General features: G+C 69.5%; 18 protein-coding genes. 3 read left to right on the forward strand and 15 right to left on the reverse strand.

Annotated features, from left to right (window positions below; genetic code table 11):
* Nucleotides 1-58 precede the first annotated feature (58 nt).
* The 11 genes from AC1D29_RS22355 to def form a co-directional block, all read right to left on the reverse strand.
* Nucleotides 59-2,386: an NADP-dependent malic enzyme gene (locus tag AC1D29_RS22355; protein ID WP_477901555.1), complete on the reverse strand. Its 2,328-nt coding sequence runs from the start codon at nucleotides 2,384-2,386 to the stop codon at nucleotides 59-61.
* A 76-nt stretch (nucleotides 2,387-2,462) separates the two neighbouring features.
* Nucleotides 2,463-3,722 (reverse strand): GGDEF domain-containing protein, encoded by a 1,260-nt coding sequence (locus tag AC1D29_RS22360; RefSeq protein WP_477901557.1) that lies wholly within the window; start codon nucleotides 3,720-3,722, stop codon nucleotides 2,463-2,465.
* Between the two features lie 70 nt (nucleotides 3,723-3,792).
* Entirely contained in the window at nucleotides 3,793-5,532 is a 1,740-nt protein-coding gene (locus tag AC1D29_RS22365; protein WP_477901559.1) for a M48 family metalloprotease, read from the reverse strand.
* The gene (locus AC1D29_RS22370; protein ID WP_477901561.1) at nucleotides 5,532-6,719 is read right to left on the reverse strand and encodes a phosphoglycerate kinase; all 1,188 of its coding nucleotides are present in this window, start codon (nucleotides 6,717-6,719) and stop codon (nucleotides 5,532-5,534) included. Before AC1D29_RS22370 ends, AC1D29_RS22365 begins: the two co-directional genes overlap by 1 nt.
* 67 nt (nucleotides 6,720-6,786) lie before the next feature.
* Nucleotides 6,787-7,116 (reverse strand): AzlD domain-containing protein, encoded by a 330-nt coding sequence (locus tag AC1D29_RS22375; RefSeq protein WP_477901563.1) that lies wholly within the window; start codon nucleotides 7,114-7,116, stop codon nucleotides 6,787-6,789.
* A complete protein-coding gene (locus tag AC1D29_RS22380) occupies nucleotides 7,109-7,828 on the reverse strand; it encodes an AzlC family ABC transporter permease (protein WP_477901565.1) in 720 nt (239 codons plus the stop codon). Before AC1D29_RS22380 ends, AC1D29_RS22375 begins: the two co-directional genes overlap by 8 nt.
* A 24-nt stretch (nucleotides 7,829-7,852) precedes the next feature.
* Nucleotides 7,853-8,611 carry a head GIN domain-containing protein gene (locus AC1D29_RS22385; protein WP_477901567.1) on the reverse strand — a complete coding sequence of 253 codons (759 nt, stop codon included), beginning with the start codon at nucleotides 8,609-8,611 and terminating at the stop codon, nucleotides 7,853-7,855.
* A gap of 126 nt (nucleotides 8,612-8,737) precedes the next feature.
* Nucleotides 8,738-9,112, reverse strand: a complete 375-nt coding sequence (locus tag AC1D29_RS22390; RefSeq protein WP_477901569.1) for a hypothetical protein — start codon at nucleotides 9,110-9,112, stop codon at nucleotides 8,738-8,740.
* Between the two features lie 36 nt (nucleotides 9,113-9,148).
* Nucleotides 9,149-9,994 carry a zinc metalloprotease HtpX gene (htpX, locus tag AC1D29_RS22395; protein ID WP_477901571.1) on the reverse strand — a complete coding sequence of 282 codons (846 nt, stop codon included), beginning with the start codon at nucleotides 9,992-9,994 and terminating at the stop codon, nucleotides 9,149-9,151.
* Nucleotides 9,995-10,051: 57 nt separating this feature from the next.
* Nucleotides 10,052-10,993: a methionyl-tRNA formyltransferase gene (fmt, locus tag AC1D29_RS22400; protein ID WP_477901573.1), complete on the reverse strand. Its 942-nt coding sequence runs from the start codon at nucleotides 10,991-10,993 to the stop codon at nucleotides 10,052-10,054.
* Between the two features lie 13 nt (nucleotides 10,994-11,006).
* Nucleotides 11,007-11,543 carry a peptide deformylase gene (def, locus tag AC1D29_RS22405; protein ID WP_477901575.1) on the reverse strand — a complete coding sequence of 179 codons (537 nt, stop codon included), beginning with the start codon at nucleotides 11,541-11,543 and terminating at the stop codon, nucleotides 11,007-11,009.
* A gap of 127 nt (nucleotides 11,544-11,670) precedes the next feature.
* On the opposite strand from def, the gene AC1D29_RS22410 reads away from it, so the two are divergent.
* From AC1D29_RS22410 to AC1D29_RS22420, 3 genes are all read left to right on the forward strand, one after another.
* On the forward strand, nucleotides 11,671-12,831 hold the full coding sequence (locus AC1D29_RS22410; RefSeq protein WP_477901577.1) for a LysM peptidoglycan-binding domain-containing protein: 1,161 nt from the start codon (nucleotides 11,671-11,673) through the stop codon (nucleotides 12,829-12,831).
* 12 nt (nucleotides 12,832-12,843) lie between these two features.
* Nucleotides 12,844-13,947: a DNA-processing protein DprA gene (gene dprA, locus AC1D29_RS22415; RefSeq protein WP_477901579.1), complete on the forward strand. Its 1,104-nt coding sequence runs from the start codon at nucleotides 12,844-12,846 to the stop codon at nucleotides 13,945-13,947.
* 86 nt (nucleotides 13,948-14,033) lie between these two features.
* On the forward strand, nucleotides 14,034-14,486 hold the full coding sequence (locus AC1D29_RS22420) for a Smg family protein (protein WP_477901581.1): 453 nt from the start codon (nucleotides 14,034-14,036) through the stop codon (nucleotides 14,484-14,486).
* 45 nt (nucleotides 14,487-14,531) lie between these two features.
* On the opposite strand, the gene AC1D29_RS22425 is transcribed toward AC1D29_RS22420, so the two are convergent.
* From AC1D29_RS22425 to yajC, 4 genes are read right to left on the reverse strand one after another with little or no spacing between them, the layout of a single operon-like run.
* On the reverse strand, nucleotides 14,532-16,982 hold the full coding sequence (locus AC1D29_RS22425) for a DUF1631 family protein (RefSeq protein ID WP_477901583.1): 2,451 nt from the start codon (nucleotides 16,980-16,982) through the stop codon (nucleotides 14,532-14,534).
* A gap of 45 nt (nucleotides 16,983-17,027) precedes the next feature.
* Nucleotides 17,028-18,062 (reverse strand): protein translocase subunit SecF, encoded by a 1,035-nt coding sequence (gene secF, locus AC1D29_RS22430; RefSeq protein WP_477901584.1) that lies wholly within the window; start codon nucleotides 18,060-18,062, stop codon nucleotides 17,028-17,030.
* Between the two features lie 9 nt (nucleotides 18,063-18,071).
* Nucleotides 18,072-19,952, reverse strand: coding sequence for a protein translocase subunit SecD (secD, locus tag AC1D29_RS22435; RefSeq protein ID WP_477901586.1), 1,881 nt, complete (start codon nucleotides 19,950-19,952; stop codon nucleotides 18,072-18,074).
* Nucleotides 19,953-19,995: 43 nt separating this feature from the next.
* Entirely contained in the window at nucleotides 19,996-20,319 is a 324-nt protein-coding gene (gene yajC / locus AC1D29_RS22440) for a preprotein translocase subunit YajC (protein WP_477901588.1), read from the reverse strand.
* Nucleotides 20,320-20,400: the final 81 nt, after the last annotated feature.

Consider the following 20,400-nt stretch of genomic DNA (forward strand, 5'->3'; position numbering starts at 1 on the left):
GTCAGGGTAGCCGGCCCGTCGCGGGCTGAAAACCCCGCCCGAACCCGCAGCCGCAGCCTCAGTCCTTGCCTGCCCGCACCTCGCGCACATCAGCCACCGCCAGCGCCGTCATGTTGACGATGCGGCGCACCGTCGCCGACGGCGTCAGGATGTGCACCGGTGCCGCGGCGCCCAGCAGGATGGGGCCGATCGTCACGCCCTGGCTGGCGCTGATCTTCAGCACGTTGAACAGGATGTTGGCGGCGTCCAGCGTCGGCAGCACGAGCAGGTTGGCAGCGCCCGTGAGCTTGCTGTCGGGCAGGAAGGCCTGGCGCACGCTCTCGGACAGCGCCGCGTCGCCATGCATCTCGCCGTCGCACTCCACCTCGGGATGCTGGGCCGCGAACAGTTCGTGCGCGCGGCGCATCTTCACGGCCGACGGGCGCGTGCTGGAGCCGAACATCGAATGGCTGACAAAGGCCAGCTTGGGCGGCAGGCCGAAGCGGCGCAACTCGTCCGCGGCCATCGCGGCGATGTCGGCCAGCTCCTCGGCCGTCGGGTCGTCGTTGACGAAGGTGTCCGTGATGAACAGCGTCATCTTGTCCAGCATCAGCGCGTTCATCGCCGCGAACTGGCGCGCGCCTTCGCGCAAGCCCACGAGGTCGCGCACCTGCTCCAGGTGGCGGTCGAAGCGGCCCACCATGCCGCAGATCATTGCGTCCGCGTCGCCCAGCTCGATGGCCAGCGCGCCGATTGCCGTGTTGGAGCGCCGCACGGCCGACTTGGCCATCTCCGGCGTCACGCCGTTACGCTTCATGCGCTGGTGGTAGGCCTCCCAGTAGAGGCGGAAACGCGGGTCGTCCTCGGGGTCGATGACGGCCACGTCGTCGCCCAGCTTCAGGCGCAGGCCGGCGCGCTGGATGCGCGCGGCCAGCACCTCGGGGCGGCCGATCAGCGTGGGCTTGCACAGGCCTTCGTCCAGCGCCACCTGCACGGCGCGCAGCACGCGCTCATCCTCGCCCTCGGCGTAGATGACGCGCGCGGGGTCGGCCTTGGCCGCGGCGAACACCGGGCGCATGAACATGCCGGTCTGGTAGACGAAGCGCTCCAGCGACTGGCGGTACGCCGGGAGGTCGGCAATGGGCCGCGTGGCCACGCCGTCGGCCGCCGCAGCCGCAGCCACGGCGGGCGCGATGCGCAGGATCAGCCGCGCATCAAACGGCTTGGGGATCAGGTACTCGGGGCCGAAGGCCAGTTCCTGGCCGGCGTAGGCGGCCGCGACTTCATCGCTCGTCTCGGCCTTGGCCAGCGCGGCGATCTCGCGCACGCAGGCCAGCTTCATGCCCTCGGTGATCTTGGTCGCGCCGCAGTCCAGCGCGCCGCGGAAGATGTAGGGGAAGCACAGGACGTTGTTGACCTGGTTCGGATAGTCCGAACGGCCGGTCGCGACGATGCAGTCCGGCCGCACGGCCTTGGCCAGCTCGGGTCGGATCTCCGGCTCGGGGTTGGCCAGCGCCAGGATGATGGGCTGCGTGCCCATGGTCTTGACCATCTCCGCCGTCAGCACGCCGGCCGCCGAGCAGCCCAGGAAGACGTCGGCGCCGTTGACCACGTCGGCCAGCGTGCGCGCGGTGGTGATCTGGCAATAGCGCTGCTTGGATTCGTCCAGCTTGCCGGCCTTGGCATCGTCGCGCTCCGACTGGATGACGCCGCGCGAGTCGCAGACGAACACGTTCTCGCGCTTCACGCCCAGGCCCACCATGACGTCGAGGCAGGCGATGGCCGCGGCACCCGCGCCCGACACGGCGACCTTCACGGTGGCGATGTCCTTGCCCACCAGCTCCAGCCCGTTCAGCAGCGCGGCCGACGAGATGATGGCCGTGCCGTGCTGGTCGTCGTGGAAGACGGGGATGTTCATGCGCTCGCGCAGCTTCTTCTCGACGTAGAAGCACTCGGGCGCCTTGATGTCCTCCAGGTTCACGCCGCCCAGCGTGGGCTCCATGGCCGCGATGATCTCGACCAGCTTGTCCGGGTCGCGCTCGGCCAGCTCGATGTCGAACACGTCGATGCCGGCGAACTTCTTGAACAAGCAGCCCTTGCCTTCCATCACCGGCTTGGCCGCCAGCGGACCGATGTCGCCCAGGCCCAGCACGGCCGTGCCGTTGGTGATGACGCCCACCAGGTTGCCGCGCGATGTGTAATCGGCCGCCAGTGACGGGTCGCGCTCGATGTCCAGGCAGGGGTAGGCCACGCCCGGCGAATAGGCCAGCGACAGGTCGCGCTGGTTGGACAGCGCCTTGGTCGGCGTGACCGAAATCTTGCCGCGCGTGGGCGTGCGGTGGTAGTCCAGGGCGGCGTCGCGCAGTGCGGCTTCGGCAGGCGACAAGGGAGCGTTGTTCTTTTCCATGGCAGCAAGTCTCCAGAGGGGAACCCCTGAGATTACGCCGCGTTTCAGCAACCGCCGATGCAGGTTTTTTGGCGATCTATGCCGAAGCCGATATCACGCGGTCGCGGCCCGCGCGCTTGGCGCGGTACATGGCCTGGTCGGCCTCGCGCAGCGCCGTGTCGAGATCGACCGCACCGACGGCCTGGGCCACGCCCCAGCTTGCCGTCACCTGCAGGCCGGCCGGCCATTCGGTGCGCGCGAACACCTGGCGCAGCCGCTCGGCCACGGCCACGGCCTCCTCGGCGGGCGTCTGCGGCATGACGATGACGAACTCCTCGCCGCCCCAGCGCGCCAACAAGTCATCGCGCGGCAGGTTGGCGCGCAGCGTGCGCGCCAGCAGCATCAACACCTGATCGCCGACCTCGTGGCCATGCCCGTCGTTGATGCGCTTGAAGTGGTCCACGTCGACGAAGACGATGGACAGCGGAAAGCTCATGTCGCCCTGCACCTGCAGCAGCAACTCCAGCGCGCGGTGCAGGCCGTCGCGGTTGGCCACGCGCGTCAGCGGGTCGCGCAAGGCCATCTTCTCCAGCGTGCGCGAACGCTTCATCGAGCGGCGCAGCCGGCCGTGCACGGTCCAGCTTTCCCAGGCCAGATAGCCCAGCAGGCTGAACATCCACAGGCCGATGAGGCCGAGGCGGAAGGTCTCGGGCGCGATCCAGTCGCCCACCAGCTCGGCGCGGTCCAGGCGGATCACATGCATACCCGGTGCGGCCTGGCCGCTGGTGCTGAAGCTGATGAGGCGCACGCGGTCCAGGTCTGGGCCCATGAGCGGCACGGGCAGCGGATGCTCCTGCGCCCACCAGGAGCTGACCATGAACTGGCTCAGCCGCAGCTCCACCGGCTGCGGCTGGGCGCCGGGCGCGAAGATGACCTCATGGGGTTTCAGGTCCTGCGCCTCGCCCTTGCGCGAATAGGCCGCGTTGAAGTTGCGCAGGAAGATGCGCACCTGCGTCGGGCTGCCATCCTTCATCGGACCTTCGGCATGCAGCCACAGGCGCACATGGCTGAAGCTGCGCATGTCCAGGTCTTCGTCGCGCATCTCGATCTGCAGCTCGCAGAACGGCCACTCGTAGCCGGGGCGGATTTCGCATCGCATCGTCACCGGGCCGCCGGCCGACGCCGCACTCATCGTGGCCGTGCTCGCACCGCCGCTGCCGCGGTCGTCGACAAGCTCCAGATGCTGGCCCGGGCCTCTCCCGTCCAGCATCAGCCGGCGCGTCATCCAGTGTTCGTTGGCATAAAGGCCCAGCCCCGTCGCGACGACGAGCAAGGCGAGCAGCCAGCGCAGGACCATGTGGCCATTGTGGCGGCCGACAGTGCCCAGCGGCCGGGTGGTGCGCAGGCGCGCGTGAAATCGGGCCGCGTCAGAACAACTGTGTTGGCGTGTGCGTGGCCAGGGCTCGCGCCAGCTCGGGGTGCAGGCCCTCGGTCGTGTAACGCGTCAGCACCAGCCGCAGCAGGCCGGGTGGCGCTATCCAGCTCAGCAACTCGTGGGCCACCTCGGCCAGTGCCTCTTCGTCGAGGTCCGTCGCCTGCTGCGGGTCGACGCGCAGCAGCAGCACGGCGGCCCGGTAGTCCACGTCCTGGACGGCCGCGGCCTGGCCGAACAGCCAGGCTTGCCGCACGGCAGGGTATTCGCGCAGGGCGGCGGCCAACGCCGGGCCATCGACGGCCGCCAGCGGCGCCGCGCCCAACTGGCCCTGCTCGCGCGAAATGGCCAGCGCCTCCAACGCCGCCTCGCGACGGGCACTCACGACGCGCAGCCGCCGCTCGTTGCGGCGATGCTGCTCGGCGTCGGCACCCAGCGCGTGCTGCACCAGCCAGCGGGTGGCCACGTCGCGCTCGGCCGTCTTGTGCTCGCGGCAGGCCTCCAGCAGCGCCGCCGCCGCTTCACGACGACCCGCCAGCAGCTCGAAGCGCGCGCGCAGCAGCAACGCCGCCGGCGTGTCGACCAGTGGCTCGGCCGGCGCGGGCTCGCCCAAGGTCAACGCGAGCTGCAGCCGCCTTTCCGGCATCGCCTGCTGCCCCGGCGCCAGGCCTTGCAGCAGCCGGTGACCCATGCGCCACGCCAGCCGCGCGCCGGCGGTATCGGCCGGCCCACCCGACACCTGCAGCCAACGCTCGCCCAACCATTCGGCACCCGCGCTGTCGACCGGCCAGCGCCAGTCCTGCGCGGCCACACCCAGCGCGGCCAGGCGCTGAGCGAGCGGCGGATGCGTACCCCCTTCCTCCGCGGCATCGACAGGCGATTCATCTGCCGCCTGCGCCAGGTCGCGCCAAGCAGCAACCTCGCGCGCCAGCCCGTCGGCCGGCGGCTCGGCGTGACTTCGCATCAACCGGCGCTGCAACGAATCGCCCAGCTGCGCGCGGCCCACCTGCAGGCGCTCCAGCAGCGCCAGCGCCCGCGCCAGTTCGGCCGCGCCGCCGACCTGGGCCGCCAGCGCATCGGCCTCGAATTCACAGCGCCGCATGTGGGCCAGGCTGAGGCGGTCGAACCAGGGCAGGAAGCGGCTCGCGAAACCCGCCGCCGCCCGCTCCCAGGCCGAGCTGTCGGACGCCTGGCCCGGCCCGTCGTCCAGCTGGCACAAGGCCGCCCAGGACTGCCGGGTGCGGTACAGCCAATGGCCCAGCCGGCCGTGGCGGCGCGAGAAATGTCCCAGCTCGTGAGCGATGACGGCCTGCGCGGCCGCGCTGTCCAGCGCCGCCAGCAGCGGCCGGCCCAGCACCAGCACGCGTCGCACGGGCCGCAGCGACACGCCGCGGTTCAGCTCCAGCGCGCCGGCATTGAGCTCGTCGTCCAGCGCAATGGCGTGCACGCGCGGGGCCTGCAGCGCATCCGCCAGCGCATGCACCCGCTCGTACAGCCGCGGCGCGTCGTCCGGCTGCAGTTCATGCGGCGGCGCAGGCTGGTTGGGCTGAAGCAGCCAGGCCAGCAGCACGAAAGCGACCAGCGCCAATCCGGCGATAAAGGCATTGCCCCACCACAGCGCCGGCAAGCCCAGCATCAGCCCCAGTGGCAGCAACCAGAACAACTGGTTCAGCGCTGCCGCACCCAGCGCCACGCCAGCCAGCAAGACCGGCGACGGCGCGCCGCCGCGCGCCATCAACCGGCTGCGCGCTGACCCAGGATCTCGAACGCCGGCAGCGTCTTGCCTTCCAGCACTTCCAGGAAGGCGCCGCCGCCGGTGGAGATGTAGCTGACGTCCACGCCGTACTTGGCGATGGCGGCCAGCGTGTCGCCGCCGCCGGCGATGCTGAAGGCGTCGCTGTCGGCAATGGCGCGGGCGATGACCTCGGTGCCCTTGGCGAAGGCGTCGAACTCGAACACGCCCACCGGGCCGTTCCAGACGATGGTGCCGGCGGCCTTGAGCTTGGCCGCCAGCTTGGCCGCCGTCTTGGGGCCGATGTCGAGGATGAGGTCGTCGTCGGCCACGTCGGTCGCGGCCTTCACCGTGGCTTCGGCGTCGGCGGCAAACTTCTTCGCGCAGACGACGTCCTCGGGAATCGGCACTTCGGCGCCACGGGCCTTCATCGCATCGATGACGGCCTTGGCCTGGTCGACCAGGTCAGGCTCGGCCAGCGACTTGCCGATCTTCAGGCCGGCGGCCAGCATGAAGGTGTTGGCGATGCCGCCGCCGACGATGAGGCCGTCGACCTTGGCCGAAAGCGCCTGCAGGATGGTCAGCTTGGTCGACACCTTGGAGCCGGCCACGATGGCGACCAGCGGGCGCTTCGGGTTGGCCAGCGCCTTGGTGATGGCATCGATCTCGGCGGCCAGCAGCGGGCCGGCGCAGGCGATCTTGGCGAACTTGGCGATGCCGTAGGTGGTGGCCTCGGCGCGGTGGGCGGTGCCGAAGGCGTCGTGCACGAAGATGTCGCACAACGCGGCCAGCTTCCTGGACAAGCCCTCGTCGCACTTCTTCTCGCCCTTGTTGACGCGGCAGTTTTCCAGCAACACCAGCTCGCCGGGCTTCACGTCCACGCCGTCCACCCAGTTGGCCTTCAAGGGCACCGGGCGGCCCAGCAGCTCGGCCATGCGCTCGGCCACCGGCGCCAGCGAATCCTCGGGCTTGAACTCGCCTTCGGTCGGCCGGCCCAGATGGGACGTGACCATCACGGCGGCGCCGGCGTCCAGCGCGGCCTTGATGGCGGGCAGCGACGCGCGGATGCGGGTGTCCTCGGTGATCTTGCCGTCGTCGTCCTGCGGCACGTTGAGGTCGGCGCGGATGAAGACGCGTTGGCCGGCCACCTTGCCGGCGGCGATCAGGTCAGAGAAGCGGATGACGTTCATGGTCGGGGCGGAGCAGTTGAGAAACTTGAAACTGCCGCGATTCTCACCGCCCCGCGTTCCGGCGCGGTTACCAGCCGAGGCCGAGCTTCAACGGCAGCATGACGGCCATGCCGACCAGGATGGTGCCGAGGATGTCGCGGCGCCAGAAGAAGTAGCCGGTGGCGGCCACGGCGGCCGGCCAGCGGGCGTCCTGCCAGGTGGTGATGACATGACCCTGCGTCATGAAGATCTCGGGCGCAACGACGGCGACGAGCGCCGCCAGCGGCGCGACCTTCAGCAGCTCGCGCAGCCAGTCGGGGATGGGCAGCGGCTTCTCGCCGATCATGAAGAAGCTGCGCGTCAGCACGGAGATGCCGGCCAGCCCGAACAGCGCGATCCAGGTCAGCCAGTCAGGCATGGCGCACCTTTCGCGTGTCCAGCCACCAGCCCACCGCGCCCGCCGCGACGATGGCGCACAGGATGTTGAGCTTGAGCGGCAGCGCATAGGTCGCGATCGACACCACGGCGGCCGTCAAAGCCACCCTCCACAGCATCTTCTCGGTCAGCAGCGCATAGGACAGGCCCAGCAGCGCCAGCACGCCGGCAAAGCCTATGCCCCAGTGGGGCGGGATGCGATCGGCCAGCAGGATGCCGGTGAAGGACGCGACCTGCCAGGTCGGCCAGTTGACGGCCACGCCACCCCAGAAATAGCGCTGCTGGCCCGGCGCGGGCACCGGATCGGGGTAGCGCTTCACGAAGTAGACGAAGTTCAGGTCGGCGGACAGGTAGCCGTTCAGCAGTCGGCGCCGCAGCGGCAGCTGGCCCCAGTAGTTGCGCCACTGCGCGCTGAAGATGACGAAGCGCAGGTTGACGCAGAAGGCCGTGGCCAGCAGCACCCACAGCGGCGCGCCGGAGGCGATCAGCGGCAAGGCCGTCAACTGCGCGCTGCCGGCGAACACCAGCAGCGACATGCCCATGGCCAGCGGCAGGCTGAGGCCGCTCTTCACCATCGTGACGCCGGTCACCAGGCCCCAGGCGGCCAGCCCCAGGGAGGGCGAGGCCATGTCGCGCGCGCCGCTGCGGAAATCGGCGTCAGCCGCGAGCGCGCGCAGTTTCTCGATCAACTGCATCCCGCCATTGTCGGCGGGAGCGGATCACTGGCCGAGACGACGGACTCTGCCGCTGCCGGCGATGGAGGAGCTGATCTCCGGCGAGCCAGCGTACTTCACGTCGCCCGAGCCGGCGATGGACACGTTGAGCCGCTTGGTCGCGTTGACCTGGGCGTCGCCGCTGCCGGCAATGGTGACCTTGACGTCTTCGGCCACCAGCTCGCCGGCCTTCACGTCGCCGCTGCCGGCAATGGACACGGTGGCGCTGGCGCAGCGGCCGGCCGCGACGATGTCGCCGCTGCCGCTGACCTTCATGCCCAGCCGTTCGGCATCCAGGCCGGCGAAGCGGATGTCGCCCGAACCGGCGATGGACGCGTCGACGCCGGCCGTCTTCATCGCCTCGACCTTGACCGTGCCGGAGCCTGCCACCGAGATCGAGCGAAGGGCCGGCATCTCGATGACCAGGCTGGGGTTGTTCGAGCTGTGGATGTTGACGCCCTTCTTCGGCTCGATCTGCAGCGTGCGGCCCTTGCCGCCGTCGACGACGCGGGTTTCGATCAGGGGCAGCAGATTGCGATCGGCCTTGACCTCGACCTTGTTGCCGCTGCCCTGGCGGATGACGACATTGAAGCCGCCGCTCAGGGCCACGCCGTCGAAGGCGCCGGGATCGCGGGCCTCGGTGGCGATGTCGCCATTGCCGTTGACGCGTTCGCTGTTGATGGTCCAGCTCCAGGCCTGGGCGGAGCCGCTGAACACGGCGGCGGCCACGAAACCGAGAGCGAAGAGGCGGCGGGAGGTAGTCATGTCGGGCTCCATCGGGGTTGTGATGGTTCCCATGGTGCCGGGTGACGCCGGCATGGGCCGCTTCGACGCGACGGTGCGCAGGATGGGAGGCGCGAAATGCGGCTGGCGGCGGCCGGGCCGCGCGGTTCAGTGGCTCTTGGCCTTGTCGGCGGCCTTCTCGCCGGATTTTTCGGCCGGCTTGGCCTCGGCCTCGTCGGCGGGCGGCTTGACGGCACCCGGGCGCGGCACGACCGGCGCCACGCCTTCGAGCTTGTTCTCGCGCATGTACTCGTCCATCTCGCGCCAGCCCGTGTAGATCGCCGCCTTCTGGGCCTTGGGGTTCAGCACATAGCAGTCCTCGATGGCGCGCATCGCGTGCCGACAGGCGCTGCCGATGGCCTTGCCCTCAGCCTCCTTGTTGGCGGCGACCTTGGCGGGGTCGTCAATACCCAGCTGCTCGCAGGCACTCAGGGCGGCGAGCAGGGGCAGGGCGAGGACAACGGCAAGGACAGAGCGCTTCATCTGCTCAGATATCGGCCAGGTGCGCGCCAACTTGAATCAGCGCTTCGCCATCGCCAGCAGGCGCGCGACGCGTTCCTCGGTCGACGGGTGGGTGGAGAACAGCCCGCGCAGGCCGCCGGCGGACAGCGGGTTCATGATCATCATCTGCGCCGTCTCCGGGTGAGCCTCGGTGGTGGGCAGCGGGATGCCCTGGGCGTAGCGGTGGATCTTGTCCAGCGCCGAGGCCAGCGCCTGCGGGTCGCCGGAGATCTCGGCGCCGCCGCGGTCGGCCTCGAACTCACGCGCACGGCTGATGGCCATCTGGATCAGGCTGGCCGCCAGCGGCGCCAGCAGCGCGACGGCGATGCCGGCAATCGGGTTGGTCGGCCGGCCGTTCTCGTCGCGGCTGCCGAAAAAGGCGGCGAAGTTGGCCAGCATGGAGATCGCGCCGGCCATGGTCGCGCTGACGGTGCTGATGAGGATGTCGCGGTGGGCCACATGGGCCAGCTCGTGCGCCATCACGCCGCGCAGTTCGCGCTCCGACAGCACGCGCAGGATGCCGGTCGTCGCGGCCACGGCGGCGTTCTCGGGGTTGCGGCCCGTGGCGAAGGCGTTGGGTGCCTGCTCGTCGATCAGGTAGACCTTGGGCATGGGCAGGCCGGCGCGGGTGCTGAGCTCCTTCACCATGCCGTGGAACTGCGGCGCCGAAGCCGCATCGACCTCGCGGGCGTTGTACATCTTCAGCACCAGCTTGTCGGAGAACCAGTAGCTGTAGAAGTTCAGGCCCACGGCGACGAGCAGCGCCACCAGCATGCCGGTCCGGCCGCCGATCATCGCGCCGACGGCCATGAACAGCGCCGTGATGGCGGCCATCAGGACGGCGGTCTTCACCAGGTTGAACATCTCAGGGCGCCTCGGAAGTGACGGATGACGTGGCAGATGGTGCCACGTGGCCCGGCTTCAAGCGTCGAAACGCTCGCCCACCTCGATGGGCCGGGCCTGCAGGAAGGCCGTGGCAGGCCCCCGCTTGCCGCCCGCGCGCTGCAGTTCAGTCAGGCGCAGCGCGGCCTCGCCGCAGGCAACGACCGGTCCGGGGGCGATGACTTCGCCCGGCGTGCCTCGGCCGTCCACCACCTCGGCGCGCCAGACCTTGACGGCCTCGCCGGCCAGCGTCGCAATGCCGCCGGGGAAGGGGTCGAAGGCGCGCAGCCGGCGTTCGATGTCGACGGCGGGCATGCGCCAGTCGATGGCGCTCTCGGCCTTCTCGATCTTGTGCGCGTAGGTGACGCCCTCGCTCGGCTGCGGCGTCAGCGGCAGGCCACCGCAGGCGGCGATCTCCAAAGCCTCGACGATCAGGCGGCCGCCCAGGTGGGCCAGGCGGTCGTGCAGCGACGCGGTCGTGTCGTCGGCGCGGATCTTCAGTCGCTCGATGACGGCCATGGCCCCGGTGTCCAGGCCGGCGTCCATCTGCATGATGGTGATGCCGGTCTCCGCATCACCGGCCTCGATGGCGCGGTGGATGGGCGCCGCGCCGCGCCAGCGCGGCAGCAGCGAGGCGTGGATGTTCAGGCAGCCACGCCGCGGCAGGTCCAGCACCCACTGCGGCAGGATCAGGCCGTAGGCGGCCACGACCATCACGTCGGCGTCGGCAGCCAGCAGCGCCTCGCGCCCCGCGGCCGCGTCGATGGCGTACTTGCCGTCCAGCTTCAGGCCCTGGGGCTGGGCAACCGGGATGCCGGCGGCGACGGCGCGCTGCTTCACGGCAGACGCCTGCAGCTTCATGCCACGCCCGGCCGGGCGGTCGGGCTGCGTCAGCACCAACGGCACGGTGAAACCGGCGCGCAGCAACGCGTCCAGCGCGACGGCGGCGAACTCGGGCGTGCCCGCAAAGACAACTCTCATGACGCCACGCGCATCAGAACCGCTGGTTGCGCTTCTTGGCTTCGGCTTCCTCTTCGCGCGTCTTCTTGACCATCTTGGTCTTGATGCGGTCGCGCTTGAGCGGGCTCAGGTACTCGACGAAGACCTTGCCCAGCAGGTGATCCATCTCGTGCTGCACGCACACGGCCAGCAGCCCGTCCGCGTCGAACTCATAGATCTCGCCGTCGCGGTTGGTCGCGCGCACGGTGACCTCGGCATGGCGCGGCACCTTGTCGTAGATCTGCGGCACGGACAGGCAGCCCTCCTCGCCCTCCACCATGCGCTCGCTGGTCTTGACCAGCTCGGGGTTGATCAGCACGCGCGGCGTGTCGCGGTCCTGCGAGGTGTCGATGACGATGACGCGCTCATGCACGTCGACCTGGGTGGCCGCAAGGCCCACGCCATCGGCCGCGTACATGGTCTCGAGCATGTTGTCGACGAGCAGACGGATGCGTTCGTCGACTGCGGCCACGGGCTGGGCGACGGTGTGCAGGCGCGGATCGGGGTAGCGGAGGATGTCGAGTTGGGCCATGAGGTGTGGGCCGGCGGCCACGGCGCTTGCGTTGTAAGCACTCGCAAGCGCGGGTCGGCCGGGTTGAATGCGGGCAGAATCACGCGGATTTTCGCCGATTCGGCAACCCCTTCGGAGACTGCGCCTGATGCTCGCTGCACGCCCCGCCCATATTTCAGTCCTTGCGGCCTGCCTGACCCTCGCGACGACCTCGGCCTGGGCCCAGACCAGCAACCTGCCCATCACCCAGGAGCAGCGCCGCGTGGCCGACCAGGTCGCCGCCAACGGCGTGCCGCTGTCCGAGCTGGCGCCCAACGCGCCCGACCAGCATGTCGTCGTGCCCGGCGACACGCTGTGGGACATCTCCAAGCTGTTCCTCAAGACGCCGTGGCGCTGGCCCGAGCTGTGGGGCATGAACCGCGACCAGATCCGCAACCCGCACCTGATCTACCCCGGCCAGGTGCTGGTGCTGGTCAAGATGGACGGCCGCGCACGGCTGCAGTTCGGCCAGCGCATCGGCGGCACTGGCGGCGACGTCATCAAGGTGAGCCCGCAGATGCGCGTCTCGGCGCTGGACGCCAATCCCATCCCGGCCATCCCGCTGAGCCTGATCCAGCCCTTCCTGACGGACACCGCCGTGTTCGACACCGATGCGCTGGCGACCGCGCCGCGCATCGTCGCGGCCCAGGAGGGCCATGTGCTGCTCGGCAAGGGTGACCTGGCCTACGCCCGCGGCGACTTCGGCGGCGCGACGGACTTCCGCGTCTTCCGCACGACGCGCGTGCTGCGCGACCCGGCCACCAACGAGATCCTCGGCTACGAGGCGCCCTACGTCGGCACTGCCGACCTGATCCGCCCCGGCGAGAACCGGCTGCGCCCCGACGGCAAGACCGAAGTCGTGCCGGCCACGCTGCAGGTCGGGCTGATCAAACAGGAGGTCGGCATCGGCGACCGCCTGGCGCCGGCACCGCAGCGCGATCTGCAGCGCTACGTGCCGCATGCGCCCGACAAGCCCATGGCGGGTCAGATCGCGGCCTTGTACGGCGACGCGCTGAACGCCGGCCAGAACCAGATCGTCGCGCTGAACCGCGGCAAGCGTGACGGCGTCGAGCGCGGCCACGTGTTCGCGCTGTGGCGCGACGGCGAGGCCGTGGTCGACAAAACGGTGGCCAAGCCCGAAATGATCAAGCTGCCGGACGAGCGCCACGGCGTGCTGTTCGTCTTCGAGGTCTACGAGCGCGTCTCCTACGCGCTGATCATCTCGGTCAAGGAGCCGGTCAAGACCGGCGACCGCTTCACCCAGCCCTGACCACCCAGGCCGATGCTCGCCCCGGCCGAGCTGTCTGCCTGGCTGCGGCTGACCGAATGCGTCGGCCCCGGCGCCGCGCGCCGGCTGCTGGCCATGGCCGGCAGCCCGCAAGCCGTGTTCGAACTGCCCGCCGCCGCGCTGGATCAGGCGCTGCCGGGCAAGCAGCGCGATGCTTTCGGCCGGCCACCCGAGCACCTTGACGAGCTGATCGCCAAGGCCGAGGCCTGGCTGGCCCAACCGGGCCACGACCTGCTGGTGCTGGGGGATGCCGACTACCCGCCGCGCCTGCTGGCCACGGTCGACCCGCCGCTGCTGCTGTGGCTGCAAGGCCGGCGTGACCTGCTGGCGACGCCGTCCATCGCCATCGTCGGCAGCCGCAACCCGACGGCCCAGGGCGGTGACAACGCGCGCGCCTTTGGCCGTGCACTGGCCCGCGCCGGCTACACCATCGTGTCCGGCCTGGCGCTGGGCATAGACGCCGCCGCCCATGAGGGGGCGCTCGACGGCGAGGGCGCGACGATCGCCGTCGTCGGCACCGGGCTGGACCAGGTCTACCCGCGCCGCAACGCGGGTCTCGCGGCCCGGCTGTTGGCTGGCGGCGGCCTCATCGTCAGCGAATACTCACTTGGCACGCCCATCACGCAGGCCAACTTCCCTCGCCGCAACCGCATCATTGCCGGCTTGACGCAGGGCTGCCTGGTCGTGGAGGCCGCCGTGCAGTCGGGCTCGCTGATCACGGCCCGCCTGGCCGTCGAGGCCGGCCGCGAGGTGTTCGCCATCCCCGGCTCCATCCACTCGCCGCAGGCGCGCGGCTGCCACGCCCTGATCCGCCAGGGCGCCAAGCTGGTCGAATCGGCCGAGGACGTGCTGGAGGAACTGCCGCCACGCGGCGCCCAGGGGACGACTTCGTCCGCGGCGGCCGAGACGCCCGAAACGCCGCACGAGCAGCGGGCACTGCTGGACGCGATGGGCTTCGACCCGGTCAGCCTGGACGCGCTGATGGCCCGCTGCGGCTGGCCGGCGGCCGAGCTGAATGCGGCGCTGCTGGAGCTGGAGCTGGACGGTGAGGTTGCCCGGCTGGCGGGCCAGCTGTTCCAGCGCCGCAAGCAGGGATAGCGAGCTTAACCCCGGATATCAGAGGCCGATCCGGGGGGTTATTCGCAGCCGGGGCGGCCGGAACGCTGGGCTATCATCCCCTCACGATGTTCGATGTCCTGGTTTATCTCTACGAGACCTATTGGCGCCCGGACGCCTGCCCCGACCATGCGCAGCTGACGCGCAAGCTGACGGCGGTGGGCTTCGAGAACGATGAGATCCAGGAGGCCCTCTCCTGGCTCGATGGCTTGGCCGCGTCCGGCGAGTCCTACCAGGGCGAGCAGAGCGCGAGCGCGATGCGCGTCTATTCGCCCGCCGAGATCGAGCACCTGGGCGAGTCCTCGGTCGGTTTCGTCAGCTTCCTCGAGTCCGCCGGCGTGCTGCCCGGGCCCATGCGCGAGATGGTCATCGACCGTGCGATGGCCATCCCCGGCACGCCGATGGACCTGGAAGACCTGAAGATCATCGTGCTGATGGTGTTCTGGAGCCTGGGCGAGGAGCCCGACGCGCTGATCCTGGATGAACTGTTCGTCGCCCCCGAGGACCGGCTGATCCACTGATCGGTTGGCTGGCAGGAACGAAAACGGCGCCCTCGGCGCCGTTTGTCATTTCAGCAGTTGATCCGGGTCGGCGTCCAGCTTGGCCAGCGCCTTGCGCGTGGCCTGCACGGTCAGCGCCTCGTCCTGGGCCGGCAGCAGCAGGCCGGCCTGCAGGAAGGCGGCCATGCGGTTCAGCGAGAACAGCACGCCACGGCCCTTGGGCGTGACGAACAGCGCCAATTGCTTGCGCAGGCCGCGCCAGGCGAGCTGCACCTGCTCGTTGCGGCCGCGGTAGTCGAGCATGAACCAGCCACCCACCTGCAGCTCGCGGGCCCAGGCGACCATGGCCGGCGTCGGTGCCGAACCGCCTTCGGCGACGACCTCCATGCCCTCGGATTCGTGGCCGGACAGGTCGCGCACCAGCATCTCGTCGACGTGGGTGTCGCCGTCGATGTCCTCGGGCAGCATGGCTTCCAGCGTTTCGAGCTGATCCATCAGCTCGTCCAGGCGCTCGCGCGGGATGGCGGCCGTCTTGGCCGTGAAGGCCGCGGCCAGCGCGTTGTTGAGTTGACGCACATGCTCGTCCTGCTTGTCGATGGGCAGGCCGGCGTGGCTCATGCCGTCGCGCAGCGTCTTCAGCAGCGGCGGCAGGCGGCGGATGACGTCGGCGCGGTCCTCGCGCGAGGACTTGGCGCTGGCGCTCCAGATCAGGTCGGCCGCGGCGCGCTTCATGGACTTGGTGACCTCGGCCTGCGCGCCGGAGCGCACCGCCGTCACGGCCAGCACATCGGCCCAGACGTGGAACAGGAAGTCGCGCACGCCGTCCTGCACCGGCACCTCGGACAGCATCTTGCGCAGCTCGATGGTGTACTGGATGGCCAGCGTCTCGCGCTGCTCGACCTGCTGGGCCAGCGACACGCCGCGCTTGGAGGCCTGGTTCTCGTTCTCGAAATAATGGTCGAGGAACTTCTCGAACTCGGTCAGCACGGTCGCGAACACGCGCCGGCCGGTGTCCGGGTAGGCCTCGACGACCTGCACGACGCGCTTGATCTCGCGCTCCAGCGCATCGTTGCTGGCGCGCTCGGCGCCGGGGCCGCTGTGCTGGGCCGTGTTGAAGCCCATCACGCAGGCGCCCATGCGGTCGATCAGGCGGCGCGCCGGGTGGTCGGCGGCGGCAAAGAAGTCGGGCTCGCTGACGGCCACGCGCAGCACCGGCATCTGCAGCCGCGCGAACCAGACCCGCACCGTGGCCGGGATGCGCTCCTCGGTCAGGATGCTCTGGAACATCATCGCGACGATCTCGATCGTGGCGCGCTCGGCCGGCGTGCTGGCGGCCTGCTTCAGGACCTGCTTGAAGGCCTGGTTGCGGGCACCGATCTCCTCCAGCGCCCGCGGCGCGCTCTGGCCGCCGGTGTCGCTGCCGCCGCCCGCCCCGCCGGGGCGGCGTTGCAGGGATTCCTGCGCATGCTTGATGGCGCCGATCAGGCGCGGCGAGGCGACGCTCACGGGCGGCGCATCCGCCAGCGAGGGCTTGCTGGCGCTGCCGACTTCGCCACCCGGCGCGGCCGCGCCAGAGCCGCCGTCACGCCCGGTACCGAAGCCGGCCAGGCTGGGCTTGCCGCCGCCGGGGCGGGCCGGCACCTGGCTCTTGGTGACCGGAAAGCCGGGCACATGACGGGCCAGCACGCGTTGCAGCTGGGCCATGACCTCGTCGGCCTGGGAGCTGGCCTTGCTGCGCGGCAGCTCGCCGCTGCCCGAGGGCACCGTCAACGGCGCGAGGCCCGATGAGGCCGCCACGGGCGGCGGCGGCGTGGCCACCGGCGTCCCGCCGGCAGCGGCCGTCGCGGCGGCGGCGGCCTGGGCCGTGCGGCGGATGAAGGGCCGCAGGTCGACCTCGGGCAAGACCTTCTGCGCGATCAGCCAGCGGTTGGTCTCGTGATAAGCCTCGCTGATGAGCTGCGCGAATTCCTCGTGCAGCTCGTTGTGCAGCAGCTGCCAGACATTGGCATCCAGGCCCACGCGGGTCCAGGCGTCCAGCGCGATGCGGGCAATGACATGGGCGCGCAGCAGGTCCAGCGGCTCCAGGTCGTCATGCGCCTCGAGCGACTGCATGCGCGTGCGCAGGTCGGTGAACTCCCAGGTGGCGCGGTCCATCATGACCAGCGCCAGCCGCGAGCTCGTGATCTCGCGCTCGATGGTCGAGTCGTCGACCAGGCTCATCTTCTGCGACTGGGCCGGCACGGTCGGCTCGTGGTCGCGACCGACGTCGGAGACACCGTGGGCGGCCGCATGGCGCAGCGCACCGACGACGGCCATCTGCCAGTTGGGGCCCAGCTTCTGCCAAGCCTGCACCGCGTCGCGCCGCGCCGACATGACGGTGTGCGGCACCCCATGCGACAGCAATTGCGTCGCCCCCTGGCCGATGGCGGCCAACAGGGGCGTCATGCCCCTCACCAGGGCCTCAAGGTAGACGCGCCGTGCCTGCGTGGCCAGGGCCTGGTTGCGGGCGGCGGTCATGGAGGCGGGAGGGCTGCTGGTCGTGGGTGAGGGTTCTCAATCACTCTACACGACGGCCCCGGCATTCGGGTCGTTGGGGTCGTCGCGGTTGACGGCAGTCTTCACCAGATCCTCGCGCTTCACGCCCAGCCACATCGCGATCGCGGCGGCCACGAAGACGGACGAGTAGATGCCGAACAAGATGCCGATGGTCAGCGCGACGGCAAAGTAATGCAGCGTCGGGCCGCCAAACAGCAGCATGGACACCACCATCAGCTGCGTGCAGCCGTGGGTGATGATGGTGCGGCTCATCGTCGACGTGATCGCGTGGTCGATGACCTCGTGCGTGTTCATCTTGCGGAACTTGCGGAAGGCCTCGCGCACCCGGTCGAAGATGACGACGGATTCGTTCACCGAGTAGCCCAGCACCGCCAGGATGGCCGCCAGCACCGCCAGCGAGAACTCCCACTGGAAGAAGGCGAAGAAGCCCAGGATGATGACCACGTCGTGCAGGTTGGCGATGATGCCGGCGACCGCGAACTTCCATTCGAAGCGGATGGCCAGGTAGATCATGATGCCGATCACCGTCACGGCCAGCGCCTTGGCGGCGTCCTGGGCCAGCTCGGCACCGACGGCCGGGCCGACGACCTCGGAGCGCGACAGCTTCAGCGGTTCGGCGCCATCGGCTCGTCTGCAGATCTGCTTGCTGACCTGCTCGCCCTGGGCGGTGACCTCCTGGTGCTCGCTGACGGTGCCGGTCTCGGCCTTGCACAGCTCGGTGAACACCTTGCCGACGACCTCGGTCTGCTTCTCGCCGGCACGCACCGGCAGGCGGATCATCACGTCACGCGAGGATCCGAAGTTCTGCACCTGGACTTCGCCGTAGCCCATCTTCTCGACGGTGAGGCGGGTCTTCTCGATCTCGGCCGCTTGCGGGTAGGCCACCTCGATGACGGTGCCGCCCGTGAATTCGATGGAGAAGTGCAGGCCGCGCGTGATCAGGAAGAACACGGCGGCGGCGAAGGTGATGAAGGAGATCGCGTTGAAGATCAACGCGTGCTTCATCAGCGGCAGGTCGCGCTTGATGCGAAAGAGTTCCATCTTCTGTCCTTAAGCCTTGGCGGCCACGTCGGTCGTCTGGGCGTCGGGCTTCCAGATCTGCCCGATGGACACGCTCTTGAGCTTCTTCTGCCGGCCGTACCAGAGGTTCACGAGGCCGCGCGAGAACACGACGGACGAGAACATCGACGTCAGGATGCCCAGGCAGTGCACGACGGCAAAGCCCTTGATCGGACCGGAGCCGAACACCAGCAGCGACACGCCGGCAATCAGCGTCGTCACGTTGGAGTCCAGGATGGTGGCCCAGGCGCGCTCGTAGCCGAGATGGATGGCCTGCTGCGGCGTCGCACCGCCGCGCAGCTCCTCGCGCACGCGCTCGTTGATCAGCACGTTGGAGTCGATGGCCATGCCCAGCACCAGCGCGATGGCCGCGATGCCCGGCAAGCTCAGCGTCGCCTGCATCAGCGACAGCGCCGCGACCAGCAGCAGCAGGTTGAAGCCCAGCGCCAGCGACGAGAACACGCCGAACAGCAGGTAGTAGACGCACATGAAGGCGGCCACCGCGGCAAAGCCCCAGCTGACGCTGGCAATGCCCTTCTCGATGTTCTCCTTGCCCAGGCTCGGGCCGATGGTGCGCGATTCGATGATCTCCATCGGCGCGGCCAGCGAGCCGGCGCGCAACAGCAGCGCCGTGTCGGCGGCCTCCTGCGTGGTCATCGCGCCGGTGATCTGGAAGCGGTTGCTCAGCTCGCTGTTGATCTTGGGCGCCGTGACGACTTCGCCCTTGCCCTTCTCGAACAACAGGATGGCCATGCGCTTGCCGATGTTCTCGCGCGAAATCTCCTTCATGATCCGCGCGCCCTTGGCGTCAACGGTCAGCGCCACGGCGGGGTTGTGGTTCTCGTCGAAGGCCGGCTGGGCGTCGATCAGGCTGTCACCGGTCAGCAGCACCTGGCGCTTGACGATGATGGGGCCGAAGCCTCGGTCGATGAAACGCTCGGTGCCGAAGGGCACGGGGCCGTTGCCCTTCAGCGCCTCCAGCGACTCGGCACCGTCGTCCACCATGCGCAGCTCCAGCGTCGCCGTGCGGCCGATGATGTCCTGGGCCTTCGCCGAGTCCTGCACACCAGGCAGTTGCACGACCACGCGGTCCAGGCCCTGCTGCTGGATGACCGGCTCGGCCACGCCCAGTTCGTTGACGCGGTTGTGCAACGTCGTGATGTTCTGCTTGATGGCTGCGTCCTGCACGGCCACCTCGGCCTGAGGCGACAGGCTGCCAGCCAGCTGCAACTCGGCGCCCTCGCCGCGTGCAGTCCAGGTGACGTCGGGGACCTGGTTCTTCAGCAACTCCGTGGCGGCCGTGCGCTGCTCGGCGTCGCGAAAGGCGATCAGCACCGTGTTGCCTTCACGGCTGATGCCGGCATGGCGGATGTTCTTCTCGCGCAGCATCGTGCGCGCATCACCGGTCAGCGCCTCGGCCTTCTTGGTCAGGGCCGCCTTCATGTCGACCTGCATCAGGAAGTGCACGCCGCCACGCAGGTCCAGCCCCAGGTACATGGGGTTGGCGTGCAGGCGGGTCAGCCACTGGGGCGAACGCGACAGCAGGTTCAGCGCGACGATGTAGGTCGGATCGGCCGGGTCCGCGTTCAGCGCCTTGCTGATCGCATCCTTGGCCTTGAGCTGCGTGTCGGTGTCGCCGAAGCGGGCCTTGATCGAGCTGCCATCGAACTGCACGAGGTCCGGCTGGACGCCGGCGTCCTTCAACGCGGCCTCGATGCGGGCTTGGACGGCCGTGTCGACCTTGACGGTGACCTTGGCGCTGGACACCTGTACTGCCGGCGCTTCGCCGAACAGGTTGGGCAGCGTGTACAGGGTGCCGATCAGCAGCGCGACGAGCAGGATCGCGTACTTCCAGAGCGGATAGCGGTTCATGAGACTTCCTTGTCAGCGCCGGGGGAGGTGGCGCCTGGCCGGCTTACTTCAAGCTGCCCTTAGGGAGAACCTGGGTGATGGCGCTGCGCTGCAGCTGCAGCTCGACGCCGTTGGCCACTTCCAAGTGGACGAAGTTGTCGCCCAGCTTGCTGATCTTGCCGATGACGCCGCCGGCCGTGACGACCTCGTCGCCCTTGGCGATCGCCTCAATCATGGCCTTGTGCTCCTTCTGGCGCTTCATCTGCGGCCGGATCATGACGAAATAGAGCACGACGAACATGAGCACCAGCGGCAGCATGCCGAGGAGGCCGGACTCGGGACTGGCAGCGGCCGGGGCGGCCTGGGCGTAGGCGTTGGAGATGAACACGGTGGTTTCCTAGGGGTATAGGGCGGCTGCGGCCGCCGCAAAGCAACCTTGAATTCTAGTGCCGCCCGGCCAACCGCCCGC

The sequence above is a fragment of the Roseateles sp. P1_C6 genome (assembly GCF_056406315.1).

Excerpts from the sequence above, each read along its gene's own strand:
- AC1D29_RS22425 (WP_477901583.1), bottom strand. The coding sequence starts at position 16,982 with ATGACCGCCGCCCGCAACCAGGCCCTGGCCACGCAGGCACGGCGCGTC.
- def (WP_477901575.1), bottom strand. The coding sequence starts at position 11,543 with ATGGCCCAACTCGACATCCTCCGCTACCCCGATCCGCGCCTGCACACC.
- secF (WP_477901584.1), bottom strand. The coding sequence starts at position 18,062 with ATGGAACTCTTTCGCATCAAGCGCGACCTGCCGCTGATGAAGCACGCG.
- AC1D29_RS22385 (WP_477901567.1), bottom strand. The coding sequence starts at position 8,611 with ATGACTACCTCCCGCCGCCTCTTCGCTCTCGGTTTCGTGGCCGCCGCC.
- secD (WP_477901586.1), bottom strand. The coding sequence starts at position 19,952 with ATGAACCGCTATCCGCTCTGGAAGTACGCGATCCTGCTCGTCGCGCTG.
- AC1D29_RS22370 (WP_477901561.1), bottom strand. The coding sequence starts at position 6,719 with ATGAACGTCATCCGCTTCTCTGACCTGATCGCCGCCGGCAAGGTGGCC.
- AC1D29_RS22365 (WP_477901559.1), bottom strand. The coding sequence starts at position 5,532 with ATGGCGCGCGGCGGCGCGCCGTCGCCGGTCTTGCTGGCTGGCGTGGCG.
- AC1D29_RS22410 (WP_477901577.1), top strand. The coding sequence starts at position 11,671 with ATGCTCGCTGCACGCCCCGCCCATATTTCAGTCCTTGCGGCCTGCCTG.
- htpX (WP_477901571.1), bottom strand. The coding sequence starts at position 9,994 with ATGTTCAACCTGGTGAAGACCGCCGTCCTGATGGCCGCCATCACGGCG.
- AC1D29_RS22390 (WP_477901569.1), bottom strand. The coding sequence starts at position 9,112 with ATGAAGCGCTCTGTCCTTGCCGTTGTCCTCGCCCTGCCCCTGCTCGCC.
- AC1D29_RS22355 (WP_477901555.1), bottom strand. The coding sequence starts at position 2,386 with ATGGAAAAGAACAACGCTCCCTTGTCGCCTGCCGAAGCCGCACTGCGC.
- AC1D29_RS22380 (WP_477901565.1), bottom strand. The coding sequence starts at position 7,828 with ATGCAGTTGATCGAGAAACTGCGCGCGCTCGCGGCTGACGCCGATTTC.
- AC1D29_RS22420 (WP_477901581.1), top strand. The coding sequence starts at position 14,034 with ATGTTCGATGTCCTGGTTTATCTCTACGAGACCTATTGGCGCCCGGAC.
- dprA (WP_477901579.1), top strand. The coding sequence starts at position 12,844 with ATGCTCGCCCCGGCCGAGCTGTCTGCCTGGCTGCGGCTGACCGAATGC.
- AC1D29_RS22360 (WP_477901557.1), bottom strand. The coding sequence starts at position 3,722 with ATGGTCCTGCGCTGGCTGCTCGCCTTGCTCGTCGTCGCGACGGGGCTG.
- AC1D29_RS22375 (WP_477901563.1), bottom strand. The coding sequence starts at position 7,116 with ATGCCTGACTGGCTGACCTGGATCGCGCTGTTCGGGCTGGCCGGCATC.
- fmt (WP_477901573.1), bottom strand. The coding sequence starts at position 10,993 with ATGAGAGTTGTCTTTGCGGGCACGCCCGAGTTCGCCGCCGTCGCGCTG.